This window comes from Microbacterium sp. MMO-10 (assembly GCF_037148715.1).
Classification (GTDB): Bacteria; Actinomycetota; Actinomycetes; order Actinomycetales; family Microbacteriaceae; genus Microbacterium.
Genome location: NZ_JBBCSV010000004.1, coordinates 122,919 through 139,602 on the forward strand (window position 1 = coordinate 122,919; position 16,684 = coordinate 139,602).

The 16,684-nt window shown below is 72.5% G+C and carries 13 protein-coding genes and 2 pseudogenes; 9 read left to right on the plus strand and 6 right to left on the minus strand.

From position 1 onward, the window contains the following. Window positions 1-214: 214 nt before the first annotated feature. The 5 genes from WFJ17_RS13290 to WFJ17_RS13310 all read right to left on the minus strand — a co-directional run bounded on the left by WFJ17_RS13290 (window position 215) and on the right by WFJ17_RS13310 (window position 5,619). Complete coding sequence (locus tag WFJ17_RS13290) at window positions 215-1,315, minus strand: glycosyltransferase (RefSeq protein WP_336648673.1); 1,101 nt, start codon at window positions 1,313-1,315, stop codon at window positions 215-217. Window positions 1,316-1,340: 25 nt separating this feature from the next. Next, on the minus strand, window positions 1,341-2,897 hold the full coding sequence (locus WFJ17_RS13295; protein WP_336648674.1) for a sugar transferase: 1,557 nt from the start codon (window positions 2,895-2,897) through the stop codon (window positions 1,341-1,343). Window positions 2,898-3,103: 206 nt separating this feature from the next. After that, window positions 3,104-3,841, minus strand: a complete 738-nt coding sequence (gene lepB, locus WFJ17_RS13300) for a signal peptidase I (protein ID WP_251445763.1) — start codon at window positions 3,839-3,841, stop codon at window positions 3,104-3,106. Beyond that, a complete protein-coding gene (locus WFJ17_RS13305) occupies window positions 3,838-4,620 on the minus strand; it encodes an arsenate reductase/protein-tyrosine-phosphatase family protein (protein ID WP_285814330.1) in 783 nt (260 codons plus the stop codon). Before WFJ17_RS13305 ends, lepB begins: the two co-directional genes overlap by 4 nt. 45 nt (window positions 4,621-4,665) lie before the next feature. Beyond that, window positions 4,666-5,619 (minus strand): Ppx/GppA phosphatase family protein, encoded by a 954-nt coding sequence (locus tag WFJ17_RS13310; protein WP_336648675.1) that lies wholly within the window; start codon window positions 5,617-5,619, stop codon window positions 4,666-4,668. Between the two features lie 75 nt (window positions 5,620-5,694). Here WFJ17_RS13310 and coaA point away from each other — a divergent pair, with 75 nt between their 5' ends. The 9 genes and pseudogenes from coaA (at window position 5,695) to WFJ17_RS13355 (ending at window position 15,104) form a co-directional block, all read left to right on the plus strand. Next, window positions 5,695-6,651 (plus strand): type I pantothenate kinase, encoded by a 957-nt coding sequence (gene coaA / locus WFJ17_RS13315; RefSeq protein ID WP_336648676.1) that lies wholly within the window; start codon window positions 5,695-5,697, stop codon window positions 6,649-6,651. A gap of 95 nt (window positions 6,652-6,746) precedes the next feature. Further along, entirely contained in the window at window positions 6,747-7,784 is a 1,038-nt protein-coding gene (locus tag WFJ17_RS13320; protein ID WP_251445772.1) for a MauE/DoxX family redox-associated membrane protein, read from the plus strand. Between the two features lie 227 nt (window positions 7,785-8,011). Then, on the plus strand, window positions 8,012-8,881 hold the full coding sequence (locus WFJ17_RS13325) for a helix-turn-helix domain-containing protein (RefSeq protein WP_251445775.1): 870 nt from the start codon (window positions 8,012-8,014) through the stop codon (window positions 8,879-8,881). 180 nt (window positions 8,882-9,061) lie between these two features. Further along, the gene (locus WFJ17_RS13330; protein WP_251445778.1) at window positions 9,062-9,673 is read left to right on the plus strand and encodes a hypothetical protein; all 612 of its coding nucleotides are present in this window, start codon (window positions 9,062-9,064) and stop codon (window positions 9,671-9,673) included. 209 nt (window positions 9,674-9,882) lie between these two features. Beyond that, on the plus strand, window positions 9,883-11,733 hold the full coding sequence (glmS, locus tag WFJ17_RS13335; RefSeq protein ID WP_251445781.1) for a glutamine--fructose-6-phosphate transaminase (isomerizing): 1,851 nt from the start codon (window positions 9,883-9,885) through the stop codon (window positions 11,731-11,733). A 274-nt stretch (window positions 11,734-12,007) separates the two neighbouring features. Next, window positions 12,008-12,355, plus strand: a pseudogene (locus WFJ17_RS13340) (holo-ACP synthase); the annotation flags it as partial. Between the two features lie 191 nt (window positions 12,356-12,546). Further along, complete coding sequence (alr, locus tag WFJ17_RS13345) at window positions 12,547-13,656, plus strand: alanine racemase (protein WP_336648677.1); 1,110 nt, start codon at window positions 12,547-12,549, stop codon at window positions 13,654-13,656. Further along, the gene (tsaE, locus tag WFJ17_RS13350) at window positions 13,653-14,141 is read left to right on the plus strand and encodes a tRNA (adenosine(37)-N6)-threonylcarbamoyltransferase complex ATPase subunit type 1 TsaE (RefSeq protein ID WP_308220704.1); all 489 of its coding nucleotides are present in this window, start codon (window positions 13,653-13,655) and stop codon (window positions 14,139-14,141) included. Before alr ends, tsaE begins: the two co-directional genes overlap by 4 nt. Before the next feature lie 108 nt (window positions 14,142-14,249). After that, a pseudogene (locus tag WFJ17_RS13355) lies at window positions 14,250-15,104 on the plus strand (response regulator transcription factor). Between the two features lie 314 nt (window positions 15,105-15,418). Here the strand turns inward: WFJ17_RS13355 and WFJ17_RS13365 are convergent. Next, window positions 15,419-16,588, minus strand: a complete 1,170-nt coding sequence (locus WFJ17_RS13365; RefSeq protein ID WP_336648679.1) for a glycosyl hydrolase — start codon at window positions 16,586-16,588, stop codon at window positions 15,419-15,421. Window positions 16,589-16,684 lie beyond the last annotated feature (96 nt).

Sequence of the window (16,684 nt, forward strand, 5' to 3'; positions counted from 1 at the left end):
AGAGAACTCCCCAGTGCTCTATCGCTGTGCCCGCGACAATATTGCTCCCCACCACGCAACACCGCCCCAGACGGTTGATGTGTGCTCCGTGTCGAAGACCCCAGTCAAGACACGGTTTCACCCATTCTCATCTGGGTGTGTCGGTCGTGTCAATCGCCAGCCTGTCTCGGCCTGCCGTTCTCGTCGACCGGGGAGTGACCGCAGTCGTCGCGGATCAGGCCGGCAGCCACTCCCGCACGGCGCGATCGAACTCCGCCGTGTCGAAGCGGAGGGCTCTGGCGGCCACCGCCGAGCGGTCCAGGGCCGCGACGCGATCCAGCGCGGCCCGGAACTCCGCGCCTTCGAACGCGTCGAGATCCTCGATCAGCACGCCGCTGACGCCGTCCTGCACCGACTCGGAGACCCCGCCCGTCGTGCGGCCGATCACGGGGGTCCCCGTCGCCATCGCCTCCACCGGCATGATCCCGAAGTCCTCGACCGCGGGGAAGACGTAGGCGATGCTGCGGCGGTAGAGCTCGGCCAGCAGTGCACGGCTCGGGCTGTCCACGAGGACGATGCGCACGCCGCGCTCGGCCGCGAGCGCGACCAGCGCGTCGCGCTCGGGACCGCCGCCGGCGAGGACCACGGGGAGTCCCGCGGCGGCGCCGGCGCGCACCACGGTGTCGAGGCGCTTGTACGGCACGAACCGTGATGCGCCCAGCAGGAACTCGGACGGCAGGCCGTCGAGCACCGCGGATTCCGCTGAGCTGAGCGGCGCGGGGTCGCGCAGTCCCACCACATCGACCGGGGGATGGATCACTCCGGCATCGACGCCCCAGTGTTCGCGGATCCGCTCGCGCACCGCCTCGCTGTTGGCCATCATCGACGCGGCCTCCTCCGCCCGGCTACGGTCGATCGCCCGCAATGCCGGGGCCGCCGCGCGCACGGCCGCGCTCCGGCCCCGGTCATCGAGCTCCGGGTTCCAGATGTAGCGCGCCGGGGTGTGCACGTAGACGTGCTTGGGTGCGTCCCGTGCGGTCCCCGCGAAGCGGGCGTGGTGCGCGAACAGGTGCGAGCTGCAGACGATCCAGTCGGCGTCCGCGCTGCCGAGATGGCGCCAGGTCGAGGGCTGGAACGGCAGCGCCAGGGCCTTGCGGCGCCGCAGCGGCGTGCGGGCGAGCCAGGTCTCGTGCACCCGTGCCGGGTCGAAGCGCCCCGGTGCGTCGTTCCACAGGGCCTGGATCGGCGCCTGCGGGTAGAGCGCGGCGAAGCGGTCGACGACGTTCTCGGCCCCGCCGAAGCGCTCGAGCCATTCGTGGACGATGATGCCCGTCATGCTGCCTTTCGCGGCACGACGGCCGTCAGTATGCCCCTTCCGGAGCGATGACGGCGCGGACGGTGCGCCAGAGGATCATCAGGTCTCCGGCCGGCGACCAGTTCTCCACGTAGTACAGGTCGAGGCGCACGCTGTCCTCCCAGGAGAGGTCGGAGCGCCCGCTCACCTGCCAGAGACCGGTGATGCCGGGCTTGACCAGGAAGCGACGCCGCACGTGGTTGTCGTAGCGCTGCACCTCGGAGGCGAGCGGCGGGCGCGGGCCGACCAGGGACATGTCGCCGCGCAGGACGTTGATCAGCTGCGGCAGCTCGTCGATGCTGTACCGGCGCAGCCAGCGGCCGAACGGAGTGACCCGCGGATCGGTCTTCATCTTGAACAGCATGCCGTTGCCGTCGGTGCGGTCGAGCAGGCCCTTCAGACGCTCTTCGGCGTCGACGACCATGGTGCGGAACTTCAGCATGGCGAAGGAGCGCCCGTCGAGGCCGACGCGTTCCTGGCGGAACAGGGCGGGGCCCCCGTCGCGGCGCACCATCACCGCGATGAACAGGAACAGCGGCGAGAGCAGGAGCAGGCCCAGTGCGGACACCACGATGTCCGCGGCCCGCTTCGTCAGATAGCGCCCGCCCTCGAACGTCGGGAAGTCGACGTAGATGAGCGGGAGTCCCGCGACGGGGCGCGCGTGGATCCGGGGTCCCGCGATGTCGGTGAGGGCGGGAGCGACGATGAGGTCGATCCCGCGGGATTCGAGGTTCCAGCCGATCTCGCGCATCTGCTGCGGCGAGATGGAGTCGGATCCGCTGAAGATCACGGTGTCGGCGCCGACGACGTCGAGCTGCGTCACCACGTCGCCGAATCCCGCGATCACGGGCACGCCGGGAACGAGGTCGTTGCGGGTGCCGCTCTCGGTGATCGCGCCGACGATCTGGAAGCCGACCGACGGGACGCCCTGGGTCTGCTCCGCCACGTGGCGCAGCTGGGTGCGCTCGCCCATCAGCAGCGCGCGCTGCACGAACGCTCCCTGCAGGCGCTGGCGATGCAGCCAGGACCGCCAGGCCCATCGGCCCAGCAGCAACAGGCACAGCCCGAGGGGCAGTGCGACGAGCAGGTAGCCGCGGGCGATCGGGATCTTGAACGCGAACGCGATGATCGCGAACGCGCCGAAGGTGCGGAAGGTCGCCGAGCCGATCCGCTTGTACTCGGTGGACCCGTTGCCGATCACCTTGTGGTCTCGCGTGCCGGACAGGGCGAGCATCGCCATCCAGGCGACCGCGATCACGGCGGCGATGATCGGATAGCCGAGCTGGACGAACTCGCTGGGAAGCGCAGTGTCGGTGTCGCCGAAGCGTAGCAGCACGGCCGCGAAGACGGCGATGACGACCGCTAGCCCGTCGGTGATGCGCAGGCGCATCGCATAGGCCCTGCGCCAGTCGTGCGTGCGACGCGAGGGCAGGACGAGGTCGGTGAGTGCGTTGAACGTCGCATCCTCCTCCGCCGTCGTCCGCCTCGGCGCGATGTACGTCGCGACCCGCGTCCTTGTCCCAAGCTGCGGCTCTGCGCCGCTGCGAACCCCGAAATCCACCACGTCCGTTGGAAACCTTCCCCAAAGGTTCCGCCCTCCACAGGGCGAAGACACGCTTCCCGGATCGTCCCCACGACGCTCCGGCATCCCCGCCGCGGGAGGACGCCCGGGTGTGCGCCGTCTGCCGTGAGGATTGGCAGGAGTCTAACAGGAGGCGCGCGGGGCGCAGGGCCGGTTCCTCTGTTGTGGGTCAGCGACCCGCCGTGTGGTCAGAATCCCCGCCAGCGCGAGATCGGCCACAGCGTCGCGACGACGCGGCCCACGATCTGGTCGCGCCGCGCCCAGCGGAAGCACCCGGGTGCCTCCGCCCCCGGGGCCCGGCAGCGGACGGCGCCGTCCGCGGAATTGGAGCGGTGGTCGCCGAGTACGAGATAGGACTGCGCGGGCACCGTCACCGCGGGGAAGCAGCGCAGGGATCGCGGCGTGGTGGAGCAGTCCAGACTCCCCGCCTGGAAGGCGAGGTCCTGATAGATGTAGGGCTCGTCGACGGGCACGCCGTCGACGATCAGGCGTCCGTCCGCCGTGCAGCACTCGACCTTCTGCCCCGGCGTCGCCACGATGCGCTTCACCAGCGTGTGCGGGCCGGAGGGACCGAAGCCGGTGACCTCGCCCACCCAGCGCAGCGCCGCCTTCCACGGCGGATCCTGCACTGCGGGAACCCCCCAGGAATCGTCTGCGTCGAACACCACGACGTCCCCGCGTCCCGGATCCGCCCAGTGGTAGGCGAGCCGGTTCACGAGCACCCGATCGCCGATCTCGAGGGTCTGCTGCATGGACCCGGAGGGGACCACGTACGGCTTCGCGATGAACGAGAGCACGAGACCCGTCACCACGACGGCCAGCAGCAGCTGGAACCACGCGCTCGAGGTGAACCGGCGCAGGCGCCGGCGGGCCGGGGGACCCGGAGTCGGCGGACTCTCCGGGGTCTCGGCCGTGGCGTCGGTCATTCCGCGGTCCCGCCGAGCGCCGCCCGCACGACGCGCTCGACCTCCGCGAGAGCGGGATCCAGCTGAGCGGCGGAGGCTTCGTAGGCGGCGGCGCCCTGGCGGTACGGGTCGAGCACGTCGTCGTCGTCGCTGATCGAGCCGCGCCGGCCGGCGATCGCCATGATCACGGCGCCCAGTCGCGCCCGGGGGTCGCTGCCGCCCGTCGCCGCGAGCCGGCGGATCTCCTCCTCGGACAGCCCGCTCGCCGCCCGGGCGAACTCCCGCACCGGGAAGATGCGGTGCAGCCGGCTCGGCACGAGCTGGACGACGAACCCGCGCTGCTCCTGCGTCATGGTGAGCACGAGGTCGGATTCCAGCACCATCGGCTCGAGCAGGCGCCGGCCGCGGTGCGCGGCGATGTCGGCCGGGCGCGCCTGCCGGGCCAGGGCGACGGCCTGGGCCTCCTCGGGCATACCGGCCCCGATCAGGGCGTGCGTTCCCGCGCTGTGCAGGCGCACACCGAGCGCTTCGAGCCGGGCGCGCAGCAGCACCTCGGCGAGCGGTGAGCGGCAGATGTTGCCGGTGCACACGGTGAGGATCGTGGGCGCGCCCTGCGGCATCGGATCCGGGGCGATGACCGGGGTGCGATTGCGCAGGCGCTTCGCGGGCGGCGAGGGCGGTGCGGCCGGGCGGGCGGCGGCGGCGCGGGCGGCTTCCCGGGCCGCGCGCAGCTCGCGGCGTGTGCGCGGGCGCAACGGCCCCCCGGAGCCGCGCGTGCGGCCGTGCCCCTCTTCGCTCATCGCTCCAGCCTAAGGGCGCGGACTGCCGCGGGGGAGCAGCTCCTGCTACGCGTCGCGGTCGTGCGCGCGGTCCTCGATGTAGCGCAGCAGCACGCCCTCACGCAGCGCCCAGGGCGAGACCTCGAGCTCGTCGACGGCCATCGCCGTCATCGCGGTGTGGAGCACGACAGCGGCGGCCACGATCTGGAAGGTGCGGTCCGGGGTGATCCCCGGGAGCTCCTGCCGGGCCGAGGCGGGCAGGCGGGCGAGGCGCGGGATCCAGGATCCGAGGGACGCGCGCGGCAGCAGCATCGCGACGTCGGCCCCCGAGCCGTTCGGGGAGCCGGGCGCCGGATGGCCCACGAGCCGGGCGAGCGACCGGATCGCCTTCGACGAGCCGACCACGTGGTCGGGGCGGGGAAGCGCCGAGAACCGGGCGGTGACCGGCGCGAAGACGTCGGCGGCGTGCGCGCGCAGGCGCTCGACGGCCTCCTCGCCGGGCGGGTCGTCGGGGAGGAACATCAGCGTCGAGCGGCCCGCGCCGAGCGGGACGGAGGCGGCGATGTCGGGCAGCTCCTCGGATCCGGCGGCCATCTCGAACGAGCCGCCGCCGATGTCGAACAGCAGGATCTGCCCGGCCGACCAGCCGAACCAGCGCCGTGCGGCGAGGAACGTGAGGCGCGCCTCGGTCTCGCCGTCGAGCACCTGCAGCGGCTGTCCGAGCGCGGCCTCGACGCGGGCGATCACGTCGGCGCCGTTCGCGGCCTCGCGCACGGCGCTCGTGGCCGTGGCGAGCAGCGCGTCGACCTTCTCCTGCGCGGCGATCGCGCGCGCCCGCACGACGGCGGCCACCAGCGCCTGCACGCCCTCCTCGCTGATCGCCCCCGACGGGGTCAGGAAGCGCATCAGGCGCAGCACGGTGCGATCGCTCGTGGTGGCGAGCGGACGTCCGCCGGGATGGACGTCGGCGGCGAGCAGGTGGACGGTGTTGGATCCGATGTCGAGCACTCCGAGACGCACGGGGGAAGGATACCCGGCCCGGGTGACGCCGAGGTCGGCGGATGCGGGCCGCCGGCGCGGATGCGCGCGGATACGATGGAGCGCGTGAGCCCCGATCCCCTCGCGTCGCAGTCGCTGTCGCCGTACCGCCGCATCGATCGTGCCGACTGGGCGCGCCTCGCCCAGGGACTGGATCAGCCGCTCAGCGAGACCGAGGTCGTCGAGATCCGCGGTCTGGGCGATCGGCTCGACCTCACGGAGGTGCAGGAGGTCTACCTGCCGCTGAGCCGCCTCCTCAGCCTGTACGCCACGAGCACCAAGCGTCTCGGCGCGGCGACCAGCCAGTTCCTCGGCGAGGCCGACGACACCACGCCCTTCGTCGTCGGCGTGGCCGGCTCCGTCGCGGTCGGCAAGTCGACGATCGCGCGTCTGCTGCGCGAGCTGATGAGCCGCTGGCCGGGCACGCCCCGCGTCGAGCTCGTCACGACCGACGGGTTCCTGCATCCGAACGCCGAGCTCGAGCGCCGCGGCATCATGGACAGGAAGGGATTCCCGGAGTCCTACGACCGGCGCGCCCTGATCGAGTTCCTGACCGAGGTCAAGAGCGGGGCGGACGAGGTGCGCGCGCCGTTTTACTCGCACATCCGCTACGACATCGTGCCCGACGCGCATGTCGTGGTGCGCCGGCCCGACGTCGTGATCGTCGAGGGCCTGAACGTGCTGCAGCCGCCGCCGGCGCCGAACGACGTCGCCGTCAGCGACCTCTTCGACTTCTCGATCTACGTCGACGCCGAGCTCGACCACATCGCGCAGTGGTACGTCGACCGGTTCCTCGCGCTGCGGCAGGGCGCGTTCACGAACCCGTCGTCGTACTTCAACGTCTTCGCGCACCTCACGGACGACGAGGCCGTCACGACCGCGATGGGGTACTGGAACGAGATCAACCTGCCGAACCTCATCGAGAACGTGATGCCCACCAAGCACCGTGCGACGCTCGTGCTGAACAAGGGCGCCTCGCACGCCGTCGAGTCGGTGCTGCTGCGCAAGCTCTGACACGGGTGAGCCAGCCCGCCGGCGGCGAGTGAGCCGGGACCCGACGCGGATCCGGATCCGCGCCCGGTGCGCCGAGCGACTGGGATACTGACAGCATGGGGAGTGCTCTCTACGTTTTTCTGCTGCCGGCGCTGGCGCTGTCGTCGACGCTCATCCTGGTCGGGGTGCTCGCGGTCAGCGGGATCGCGAAGCTGCGCACCCCCGATGACGCCGCGGGCTGGGAGGCGCTGGGAATCCCGGCCGTCCTGCGCAGGACCTGGCTGATCCGACTGCATCCGATCGCCGAGCTGGTGCTCGCCGCGGCGCTGCTGCTGCTCGGCGGCGCCCTCGGGACGGCCGCCGCGGTGGTCGCGGTGCTCCTGTTCGCGGCCTACCTCGCGATGGTCTGGAGGGCTCGGCGGCAGACGCCCGATGCGTCCTGCGCATGTTTCGGCGAGCGTCGCCCTATCACCGGACGCACGCTGCTGCGCAACGGCTGGCTGACCCTGCTGGCCCTGGTCTCCGCGGCGACGATCGGGGCGCTCCCGCCGTTCGGCGGCGTCGCCGTGCTGGCGGTCGCCTTCTGGCCCTGGGCGATCGCGCTCGCGGCCGTCGCGGTGACCTTCGTCCTGATCCAGGAGCCCTCCTCCGCCGATGCCGGTCCGGCGCGCGCCGGCCAGCCGGGCGCGGCGGGATCCGCTCTCGGCGAGGAGGGGGAGTTCGAGGACTACCTGCGCACGCGCACCCCCTCGGTGCCCGTCCAGCTCGGCGACGGCGAGACGGTGAACCTGCGCGAACTCGCCGCGCAGAAGCCGCTCCTACTGCTGTTCGTCTCCGAGACCTGCGGATCCTGCACTCCCGTGATCGAGAGCGCCGGAGCGTATCGCGCGCTGCTGCCCGAGGTCTCGGTGCGCATGGTCCTGCAGATGCGACCGGAGGAGAGCGCCCTCGCGTCCGCCGAGGAACCGCAGACGCTGCACGACCCGCACCGCTACGCCAGCGGCTCGATCGGCGACTTCTCCACGCCGACCGCGGTGCTGCTCGGCATGGACGGGATGCTCGCGGGCGGCCCCGTGACCGGCGCCGGCGCGATCGCCGAGTTCGTCGACGACGTGTACGAGAGCCTGCACGGCGAGCGTCCGCCCGGTCGCTGAACCGTCGCGGCCCGCTCCCCTCCTCGTCCGAGCTGTTCCCCGGGCGGTCCGTGCCCCTCGCCGCCGTCGATGGGCGGCCGGCATCCTCGGCGAACCGTGACCGGGGAACACCTCCTTCGGGGGTCATCCGCGCACTTCTTCCGCAAGTCGCGTAATGGATCCGCCTCTCATGCATCTCATTGATCGGACGTCTGTCCTGACGTTCTGGGGACCTGGGGAGGTCGACGATGGGGATCGTCATGGATGCCGCAGAGGCGACGAGCCTGCTGCATGGCACGAAGCAGGGGCCGCTCACCGCGGTCGGCTTCCGTTCGGCGCTGCTGACGCGGCATGCGCTGGCTGCGGAGGAGGAGGTCCGCTGGTCTGCGCAGACCGCGGATGGCACGGCGATGGCGGCCATGGTGGTCGCGGTCGGAGGACTCCGGGTGCAGGACGACCGGGGCACCGTGCACGACGTGCCCGACAGCCGGCTCGTCTTCCTGCATCCGGAGCGGGCGGCCCGCATCGTGACGCCGCGGCCGTCGACCCTGATCTGCGCGTGGGTGCCGTGGAGCGTGCTCGAGGAGGTGGAGCGGTCGGGCGAGATCCCGCCGGGGGCGATCCCCGACACGGCCCTGACGCGCGGGCTCTCGTCGTTCCTGGAGTCCGCCACGCAGAACGCACCCGAGACGCGATCGCACACGGATGCGGTGATGGAGCGGCTGATCGGCGAGATGCTCTTCGGGATCCTGGCGGATGCCGTCGCGCACGGCCCGGTACGGCCTCGGGCGCCGCGGCCCATCGACCGGGCTCGCGCGCGCATCCTCGCCCGCCACATCGACCCCGACTTCGACGTCTCGACGCTCGCCCGGGAGATGCATCTGTCCCATCGGCAGGTGCAGCGCCTCTTCGCGGCGGAGGGCAGCACGGCCGCCGATGAGCTGCGCAGGCTGCGCATCGGCGTCGCGCGCGAGCTGCTCGACTCGGACGGCGGACGCTCGATGCGGATCAGCGAGATCGCGCGGCGCGCCGGCTTCCGGGATCGCCCCGCGCTGCGCAGGGCGCTCGCCGCGGTGGGCGCCGCGGCGCCCAGGGCCGCACGCACCGTGCGGCCCTGACCGCCTCCGGCGCACCGCAGGGCGTTTCGCGACGCGATGCGTGCAAATCGCGACATCCGGATCGCGGCCCCGCGGAGGCCGGCGGAGAGTGGCGATGTACCCGCCGCGCTTGGGAGCGCGACGCGCCCGGGAGCGCAGAGCGGAGTGCACCAATCCATCGATATCTGTCTGGGGAGACGCATGCCTGAATCGGCGACGTGGGTAAATGGATCGAACGAGAGCAGCACCGGCACGGCCGTGGCCGTCCGCCGGCGCACGCTGCTGAAGGGCGCCGCGTGGAGCCTGCCGGTGATCGCGGCCGCAGCAGCGGCTCCGCTCGCCGCAGCGAGCGGAGCGCCGAAGAACGCGCTGGCCGGGGTGTTCTACGTGACACGCAGCTTCGACCAGACGGTCACCTGGGACGGGCGGGCCAGCAGCGGCGGTCAGCTCTACGTCACCGACACGGTGACGGGGCAGAAGATCACTAGCATGAGCCTGCGGTTCGGATCGACCAAGCAGGTGTCGAACTGGACCAAGGTCGGCGGCGGGACCTGCTGGTCGCTGCCCGTCGCGGACGGCCAGCTCACCTACAACGGCCAGACGTTCTACATGTACAAGTCGGTCTACCAGTGCGCCCTGCCGCTCTCCGCGACGAACGGCAACACCACCGTGAACTCCGAGTTCTACTGGCAGGGCACGGTGAGCAACCCGACGAACCTCATCACGCAGCGCGTGACGCAGGTGACGCAGCCGCCGAGCAACACGGCGCCCGGAGCCACGATCACGTGGATCCGCAACGTGGCGACCATCTGAGCCGCCGCGCACGCACCCCTGTCACGAGAACCGAACGGAGCACATCATGACCGACAACGGCACCGCACCGCAGCCCGACCCGACCACTCCCGTCGCCGACGCGACGGCGGAGACCCCCGTGCCCGTGGGCACGGTCATGCCGAACTGAGCCCCGCCGGATCGGATTTCGTACGGAAGCCGCGCAAAATCGCGGCCGTACGCTGGAAACCATGTGTGGAATCGTCGGATACGTGGGGTCGCGCCCCAGCCAGGACATCCTGCTCGCGGGCCTCGCCCGTCTGGAGTACCGAGGGTACGATTCGGCCGGCATCGCCGTGATCGATGAGGCCGGATCTCTCGGCATGCGCAAGAAGGCGGGAAAGCTGCAGATGCTGCGCGACTCGCTCGCGGACGCCGCGCTGCCCGACGGCAGCACCGGCATCGGGCACACCCGCTGGGCCACCCACGGCGGCCCGACGGATGCGAACGCGCACCCGCACCTGGCCGACGACGACAAGCTCGCGCTCATCCACAACGGCATCATCGAGAACTTCGCCGCCCTGCGCGCCGAACTCGAGGCCGAGGGTGTGACGTTCCGCAGCGAGACGGACACCGAGGTGGCCGCCGCTCTGGTCGGTCGCGAGTACCGCCGCACCGGCGACCTGCGCGCGGCCTTCCGTGCGGTGGTCAACCGCCTCGAGGGCGCGTTCACCCTGCTCGCCGTGCACGAGGACGAGCCCGGTCTCGTCGTCGCCGCGCGCCGCAACTCGCCGCTGGTGGTCGGCCTCGGCGAGGGGGAGAACTTCCTCGGATCCGACGTGGCCGCGTTCGTGGAGCACACCCGCCGTGCGCTCGCGATCGGCCAGGACGAGATCGTCGCGATCACGCCGTCCGAGGTGACCGTCACCGACTTCGCGGGCACCGCGGTGACCCCCGAGCCGTTCGAGGTCTCGTGGGACGCGTCGTCCGCCGAGAAGGGCGGCTGGCCGAGCTTCATGGCCAAGGAGGTCGCCGAGGAGCCCGACGCCGTCGCGAACACGATCCGCGGCCGCGTGCGGGACGGGGCCGTCGTGATCCCCGAGCTGGACGGATCCGACGAGCTCTTCCGCGGGATCGACCGCATCATCATCACCGCCTGCGGCACCGCGTCGTACGCGGGCATGGTCGGCAAGTACGCGCTGGAGCAGTGGGCGCGCGTGCCGGTCGACGTCGAGCTCGCGCACGAGTTCCGCTACCGCGACCCGGTGATCGGCGAGACCACGCTGGTGGTGTCGATCAGCCAGTCGGGCGAGACCATGGACACCCTGATGGCGGTCAAGTACGCCCGTGAGCGCGGCGCGCGCACGCTGTCGATCTGCAACACGCAGGGCGCGACGATCCCGCGCGAGTCGGACGCGGTCGTCTACACGCACGCCGGTCCGGAGGTCGCGGTCGCGTCGACCAAGGCGTTCGTGGCGCAGATCACCGCGCTGCTGCTCCTCGGCCTGCACGCGGGGCGCGTGCGCGGCTCGCTCTCCGCCGCCGACGGCGCATCCGCCGTGGCGGAGCTGGAGAGCCTGCCCGGCAAGATCGCCGAGGTGCTCGCCGAGGAGCAGGCGCACGTCACCCAGCTCGCGGGCTGGATGGCGGACACCCGCTCGGTGCTGTTCCTCGGCCGCCACGTGGGCTATCCGATCGCGCTCGAGGGCGCGCTCAAGCTCAAGGAGATCTCGTACATCCACGCCGAGGGCTTCGCCGCCGGCGAGCTCAAGCACGGACCGATCGCCCTGATCGAGCCCGGCCAGCCGGTGTTCGTGCTCGTGCCGTCGCCGCGGCACTCCGCGCTGCTGCACGCGAAGGTCGTCTCCAACATCCAGGAGATCCGCGCCCGCGGCGCCCGCGTGATCGTGATCGCCGAGGAGGGCGACGCGGCCGTGCTGCCGTTCGCCGATGAGGTCATCCGGATCCCGCTCGCGGAGGCGCTCTTCGAGCCGATCCTCGCGGTCGTGCCGCTGCAGATCTTCGCCATGGCGCTCGCCACGGCGAAGGGCCTCGACGTCGACCAGCCGCGCAACCTGGCCAAGTCCGTCACCGTGGAGTGAGGTCCCGGCGCGACTCGACCCGGCGCGTGTCCGGCTCGGGCTCGCGCCGCCCGGACCGGGCGGTCTGCGCGCACGGGTTCTCGTCGAACGCACGGCTTCGCGTCGAACGCACGGGAACGACGCGTGAAGAAGCGGTGCGTTCGGCAAGATCCGGTGCACTCGCGGTGCGTGTCGTCGGCGGCACGGGTTCTCGACGCGCGGATCGGTCCACCGTCGCCCGGGTGGACCGCCGCACCATCCGGGCCGCGTGGATCCCGCCCGGTAGGCTGAATCGGTGATCATCGGCACCGGCATCGACCTCGTGGACATCCCGCGGTTCGAGCGGACGGTCGCCCGCACGCCCCGGCTCATGCAGCGGCTGTTCGCGCCGTCGGAGCAGGGGCTGCGGCTGCCCTCGCTCGCCGCGCGGTACGCAGCCAAGGAGGCGCTGATCAAGGCGCTGGGCGGATCCGACGGCGTGCACTGGACCGAGATCGAGATCGCCTCGGAACCCTCCGGCAAGCCGTACTTCGTGCTGACCGGCACCACGGCCGCCGCGGTCGCCGAGCGCGGCATCACCACGCTGCATCTCTCGCTGACCCACGACGCGGGCCTCGCCGCGGCGCACGTCGTGGCCGAGTCCCGGGAGGCGGACGTTCGCGAGACGGACGCCCGGTTCGGAACGCGCGGATCCGCCGACGCCCCCTCTGAGCACCGAGACCCCCTCGCAGGTGCGAACCTCAGCGGGGGCGCGGACGCTGCCGGGGGGCCTCGACAGGATCCCTCGGGCGTTGACAGCGCCGCCCAGAGCCGCGGTCCCGGGGAAGGACGCCCATGACCGCTCCGTTCCGCGAGGCGACGATCGATCTCGACGCCATCAGCGACAACACCCGCCACCTGCGCCGCCTCACCGGCGTCGAGGTCATCGGCGTCGTCAAGGCGAACGCCTACGGCCACGGGGCGGCGGCCGCCGCGGTCGCGGCGCTCGCCGGGGGAGCGACCCGGCTCGGCGTCGCCACGGTCGACGAGGGGCTGCAGCTGCGCCGCGACGGCGTGAACGCGCCGATCCTCGCCTGGCTGCATGCGCCCGACCGCCGGTTCGACGACGCGGCCGAGGCCGGCATCGAGCTCGGCATCTCGAGCTTCGAGCAGCTGATCGCCGCCGCGGCGGCGTCACGCGGATCGGATCCGGTCCGCCTGCATCTCAAGTTCGAGACGGGCCTGAGCCGCAACGGCATCGCCCCCGCCGACCGCGCCCGGTTGCTCGCCGAGGCGGCGCGCCTGGAGCGCATCGGCCGGATCCGCGTCGTCGGCCTATTCAGCCACGTCTCCAACACCTCGCCGGAGGACGACCGCGCCGCGCTCGCGGCGTTCGAGGCGGCGTGCGCCGAGGCCGAGGCGAACGGGATCCACCCGGAGCTGCGCCATCTCGCCGCGACCGCGGCGGCCATCGATCTGCCCGAGACCCGGCTCGACGCGGTGCGCATCGGGATCGGCCTCTACGGCGTCAGCCCCTTCGACGACCGGAGTCCCGGGGATCTCGGTCTGCGCCCGGCCATGACGCTGCGCGGCGCGGTCGCCGCCGTGCGCCGAGTGCCGGCGGGCACGGGCGTCTCCTACGGCTACACGCACCGCACCGAGTCCGAGACCACGCTCGCGCTGATCCCGCTGGGCTACGCCGACGGCGTGCCGCGGCAGGCATCGGGCCGCGGACCCGTGCAGATCGGCGGGCGCCGCTACACCGTCGCCGGACGGATCGCCATGGATCAATTCCTCGTCGACGTGGGCGACGATCCGGTCGCGGTCGGCGACGAGGTCGTGCTCTTCGGCGACCCCACGCTGGGGGTGCCCTCGGCCAGGGACTGGGCGGATGCGGCGGACACCATCGACTACGAGATCGTGACGAGGATCGGACCCCGCGTGCCGCGCCGGAGCGTGTCGTGACCGCGCTCGACGACCTCGCGGGGCGGCATGAGATCCGCACCGCCGAGGCCATGGAGGAGCTCGGCCGGCGGATCGGATCCGACCTCGTCGCCGGCGACGTGCTGATCCTCACGGGCGCCCTCGGCGCGGGCAAGACGACGTTCACGCGCGGACTGGCGGACGGCCTCGGGGTGCGCGGGCCGGTGCAGAGTCCCACCTTCGTGATCGCGCGGACCCACCCGTCGCTGGTCGGCGGGGCGCCCCTCGTGCACGTCGATGCGTATCGTCTCGGATCCGCGGCGGAGCTGGACGACCTCGACGTCGACGTGCCGGGATCCGTCGTCGTGGTGGAGTGGGGGCGGGGCATGGCGGAGGAGCTCGCCGACGCCTGGTGGGACATCGAGCTGGAGCGCCCGATCGGGGCGTCCGCCGACGATCTCGCGGCGGAGGATCTCGACGCCGATGCGCCCCGTCTCGTCACGATCGCCCGCGCGGGTCGTCGCTAGCGGAGTCCGGACCGGCTCTTCCGGCGGCCGTGCGGTGCAGGTCACACCCCCGGGAGGCGTACTCATATGCCGATATGATGCTCACGACCGGGAGCTGCAGGGAAGAACATGACCGAAGACGCCACGAAGACCGCCGTCATCATCGAGGACGATCCGGACGTCCGCTCGCTGCTGGACGAGGTCTTCCGGGCTGCGGGATTCCGCACCGTGCTGGCCGGCACGGGCCTCGAGGGGGTCGCGGCGGTCGCCGAGCACAGCCCCGTCATCACCACGCTCGACATCAACCTCCCCGGCATCGACGGCTTCGAGGCCGCCCGCCGGATCCGGCTGCTCAGCACGACGTTCATCATCATGCTGTCCGCGCTCGGGGAGGAGTCGGACGTCGTGCTCGGCCTCACCTCCGGCGCCGACGAGTACCTGGTCAAGCCGTTCCGGCCGCGTGAGCTGCGGGCGCGCATCGAAGCGCTGCTGCGGCGTCCGCGCAGCCCGGAGTCCGTGCAGCCCGACGGCGAGGCGGCGCCCGTGCCCTCCGAGGCGGTGCGTGCTCCGCAGATCGCGGCCGCGGAGTCCGCGGCTCCCGCGCGCAACCCCTCCGTCACTGCGGCCGTCCCGCTCCCTGGCGCAGCGGGGCGGTGGCATGCGCACCGCGACATCCGCCTCGATCTCGACACCCACACCGTGCTCGTGGCGTAGCAGGAGGTCGAGCTGACGCCGACCGAGTTCGATCTGCTCGCCACGCTGCTCGAGTCCAAGCGGCGGGTGCGCAGCAAGTCCGATCTCGCACTCGTGCTGCGCGGCGAGGCGTTCGGATCCGCGTCCTATGTGGGCGAGCCCGACAAGCGGGCGATCGAGGCGCACATGGCGAACCTGCGGCGGAAGATCGGGGACAGCACCGCGGATCCCCGCTACATCGAGACGGTGCGCGGCGTCGGCTACCGCCTCACCGCGCACGCGGAGGTCTGAGTCCGCCGCAGCCGGCCGACCGTGCGGCGGACGGCTGAGACCTCGCGGCTATCGCCGTGCGCCGGAGCCCTCCGTGGTCCGCCGACGGCCACGGGCCTCAGGACCCGCGCTTCCCGTGCGGCAGAGGCCCCAAGCCCCTGCCGCCTGCGCGGGCCCCAAGACCCGAACCCTGTGCGGTCCCCGGGGGCCGGTCCCCTCGGCCCCCGGGTCCACAGGCCGGACATCGATCCCCATCGATCTCCGGTGTCCGTTCCCGGGCAGGGCCCCGGGAACGGAGCGGCGCCTCCCGAAGGCGCCTTCCCCTCCGCGTCCGGTTACGGGTCCGGACTCGGAGCGGGCGTCGAAGCCGGCGGTGCCGGGGCAGTGGTGGCGGGCGGTGCCGAGGCGGGCGGGTCCGTCGTGGCGCCCAGTCCGCGTCTCAGCACGGCGGCGAAGGCGTCGTCCTGCGGAAGCGCCCCGGTGCATCCGCCGGCGCCGGGGTCCGTCGCCGGGGTGCACGAGAGGTCGCGGTTCGCCGACCACATCGACAGCCGGGCGAGGCGCTGCTTCTGCGCGAAGGTGCTGAGGGCCGCCGCGTCGTCGAGGGCGAACACCCCGTCCTCGCCCTCGACGCGCCCGATCGTCGGCGTGGCGCCCATGATCGCCCAGACGCCGCCCACCGGGAGATCCACGTTCAGCTCGTCGTACAGGCGCCCGAGCTGATCGTGCACCGCCGTGAGCGCCGCGATCGCTGCCGCGCCCCGGGACTGCCCGTCCTGCGGCGCCTCGTCGCGCCCGGTCATCGCGTTGATGCCGGAGAGGCGCACGCCCGCCTGCTGCAGCTGGCGGATCGACCGCAGTCCGCCCGTGCTGAGCCCGCTGCGCCCGGCGGGCAGAGTGAGCCAGACGGCGAGTTGAGCCCCCCGCGCGCGATGGTTCGCCTGCAGTTGCGCGACGGCCTGGGCGCGCCGGTCGCCGGCCGCCGGGTCGTCGAGGCTGCGGGCGCCCAGGTCGAGGTCCATCGTGGTCACCGCATAGCGGTCGAGCACCGACGCGTAGGCGCTCGCGAGGTCGCCGACCGATGCGCAGGCGCCCGCCAGCTCGATCCCGGTTCCGCCGAACGACACCGCGACCATCCGCCCGCTCTGCTGCACGCGCGCGATCCGGTGGTCCAGGTCGAGGGCCCGTGCGGCGTCGGCGAGGGAGTACGCGCCTCCCCAGCTCGCGCTGCAGGCGTTCGCCGAGGGGGCGCTGACGAACGCGAGCACGACGGCGTCCGAGGGGGATCCGCCAGCGAGGGCGGACGCTGCCTGCCCCTGGGTGACATCGACGTAGCTGCCGAACCAGCGCGCTCCGGCCGGGGCGAGGGGCACGGCCCGCTCCTGCATCAGGAACCAGGGCACGGCGACGACCCCGAGCGCGACGGTGAGGGCGACGAGTGCGCCGGTCAGCACCGTCCAGCCCCGGCGGGGCCGGGCGGGTGCCACAGAGGAGGGGGCGGTCATCGCGCATCCTCCTTCGGCGGGTGATCGTGGATCCGGGGGCGACGGGAGAGTGGTGCCGGATCCGCGTTCGGGCCGCGGATCCGGCGACGGAGGGGG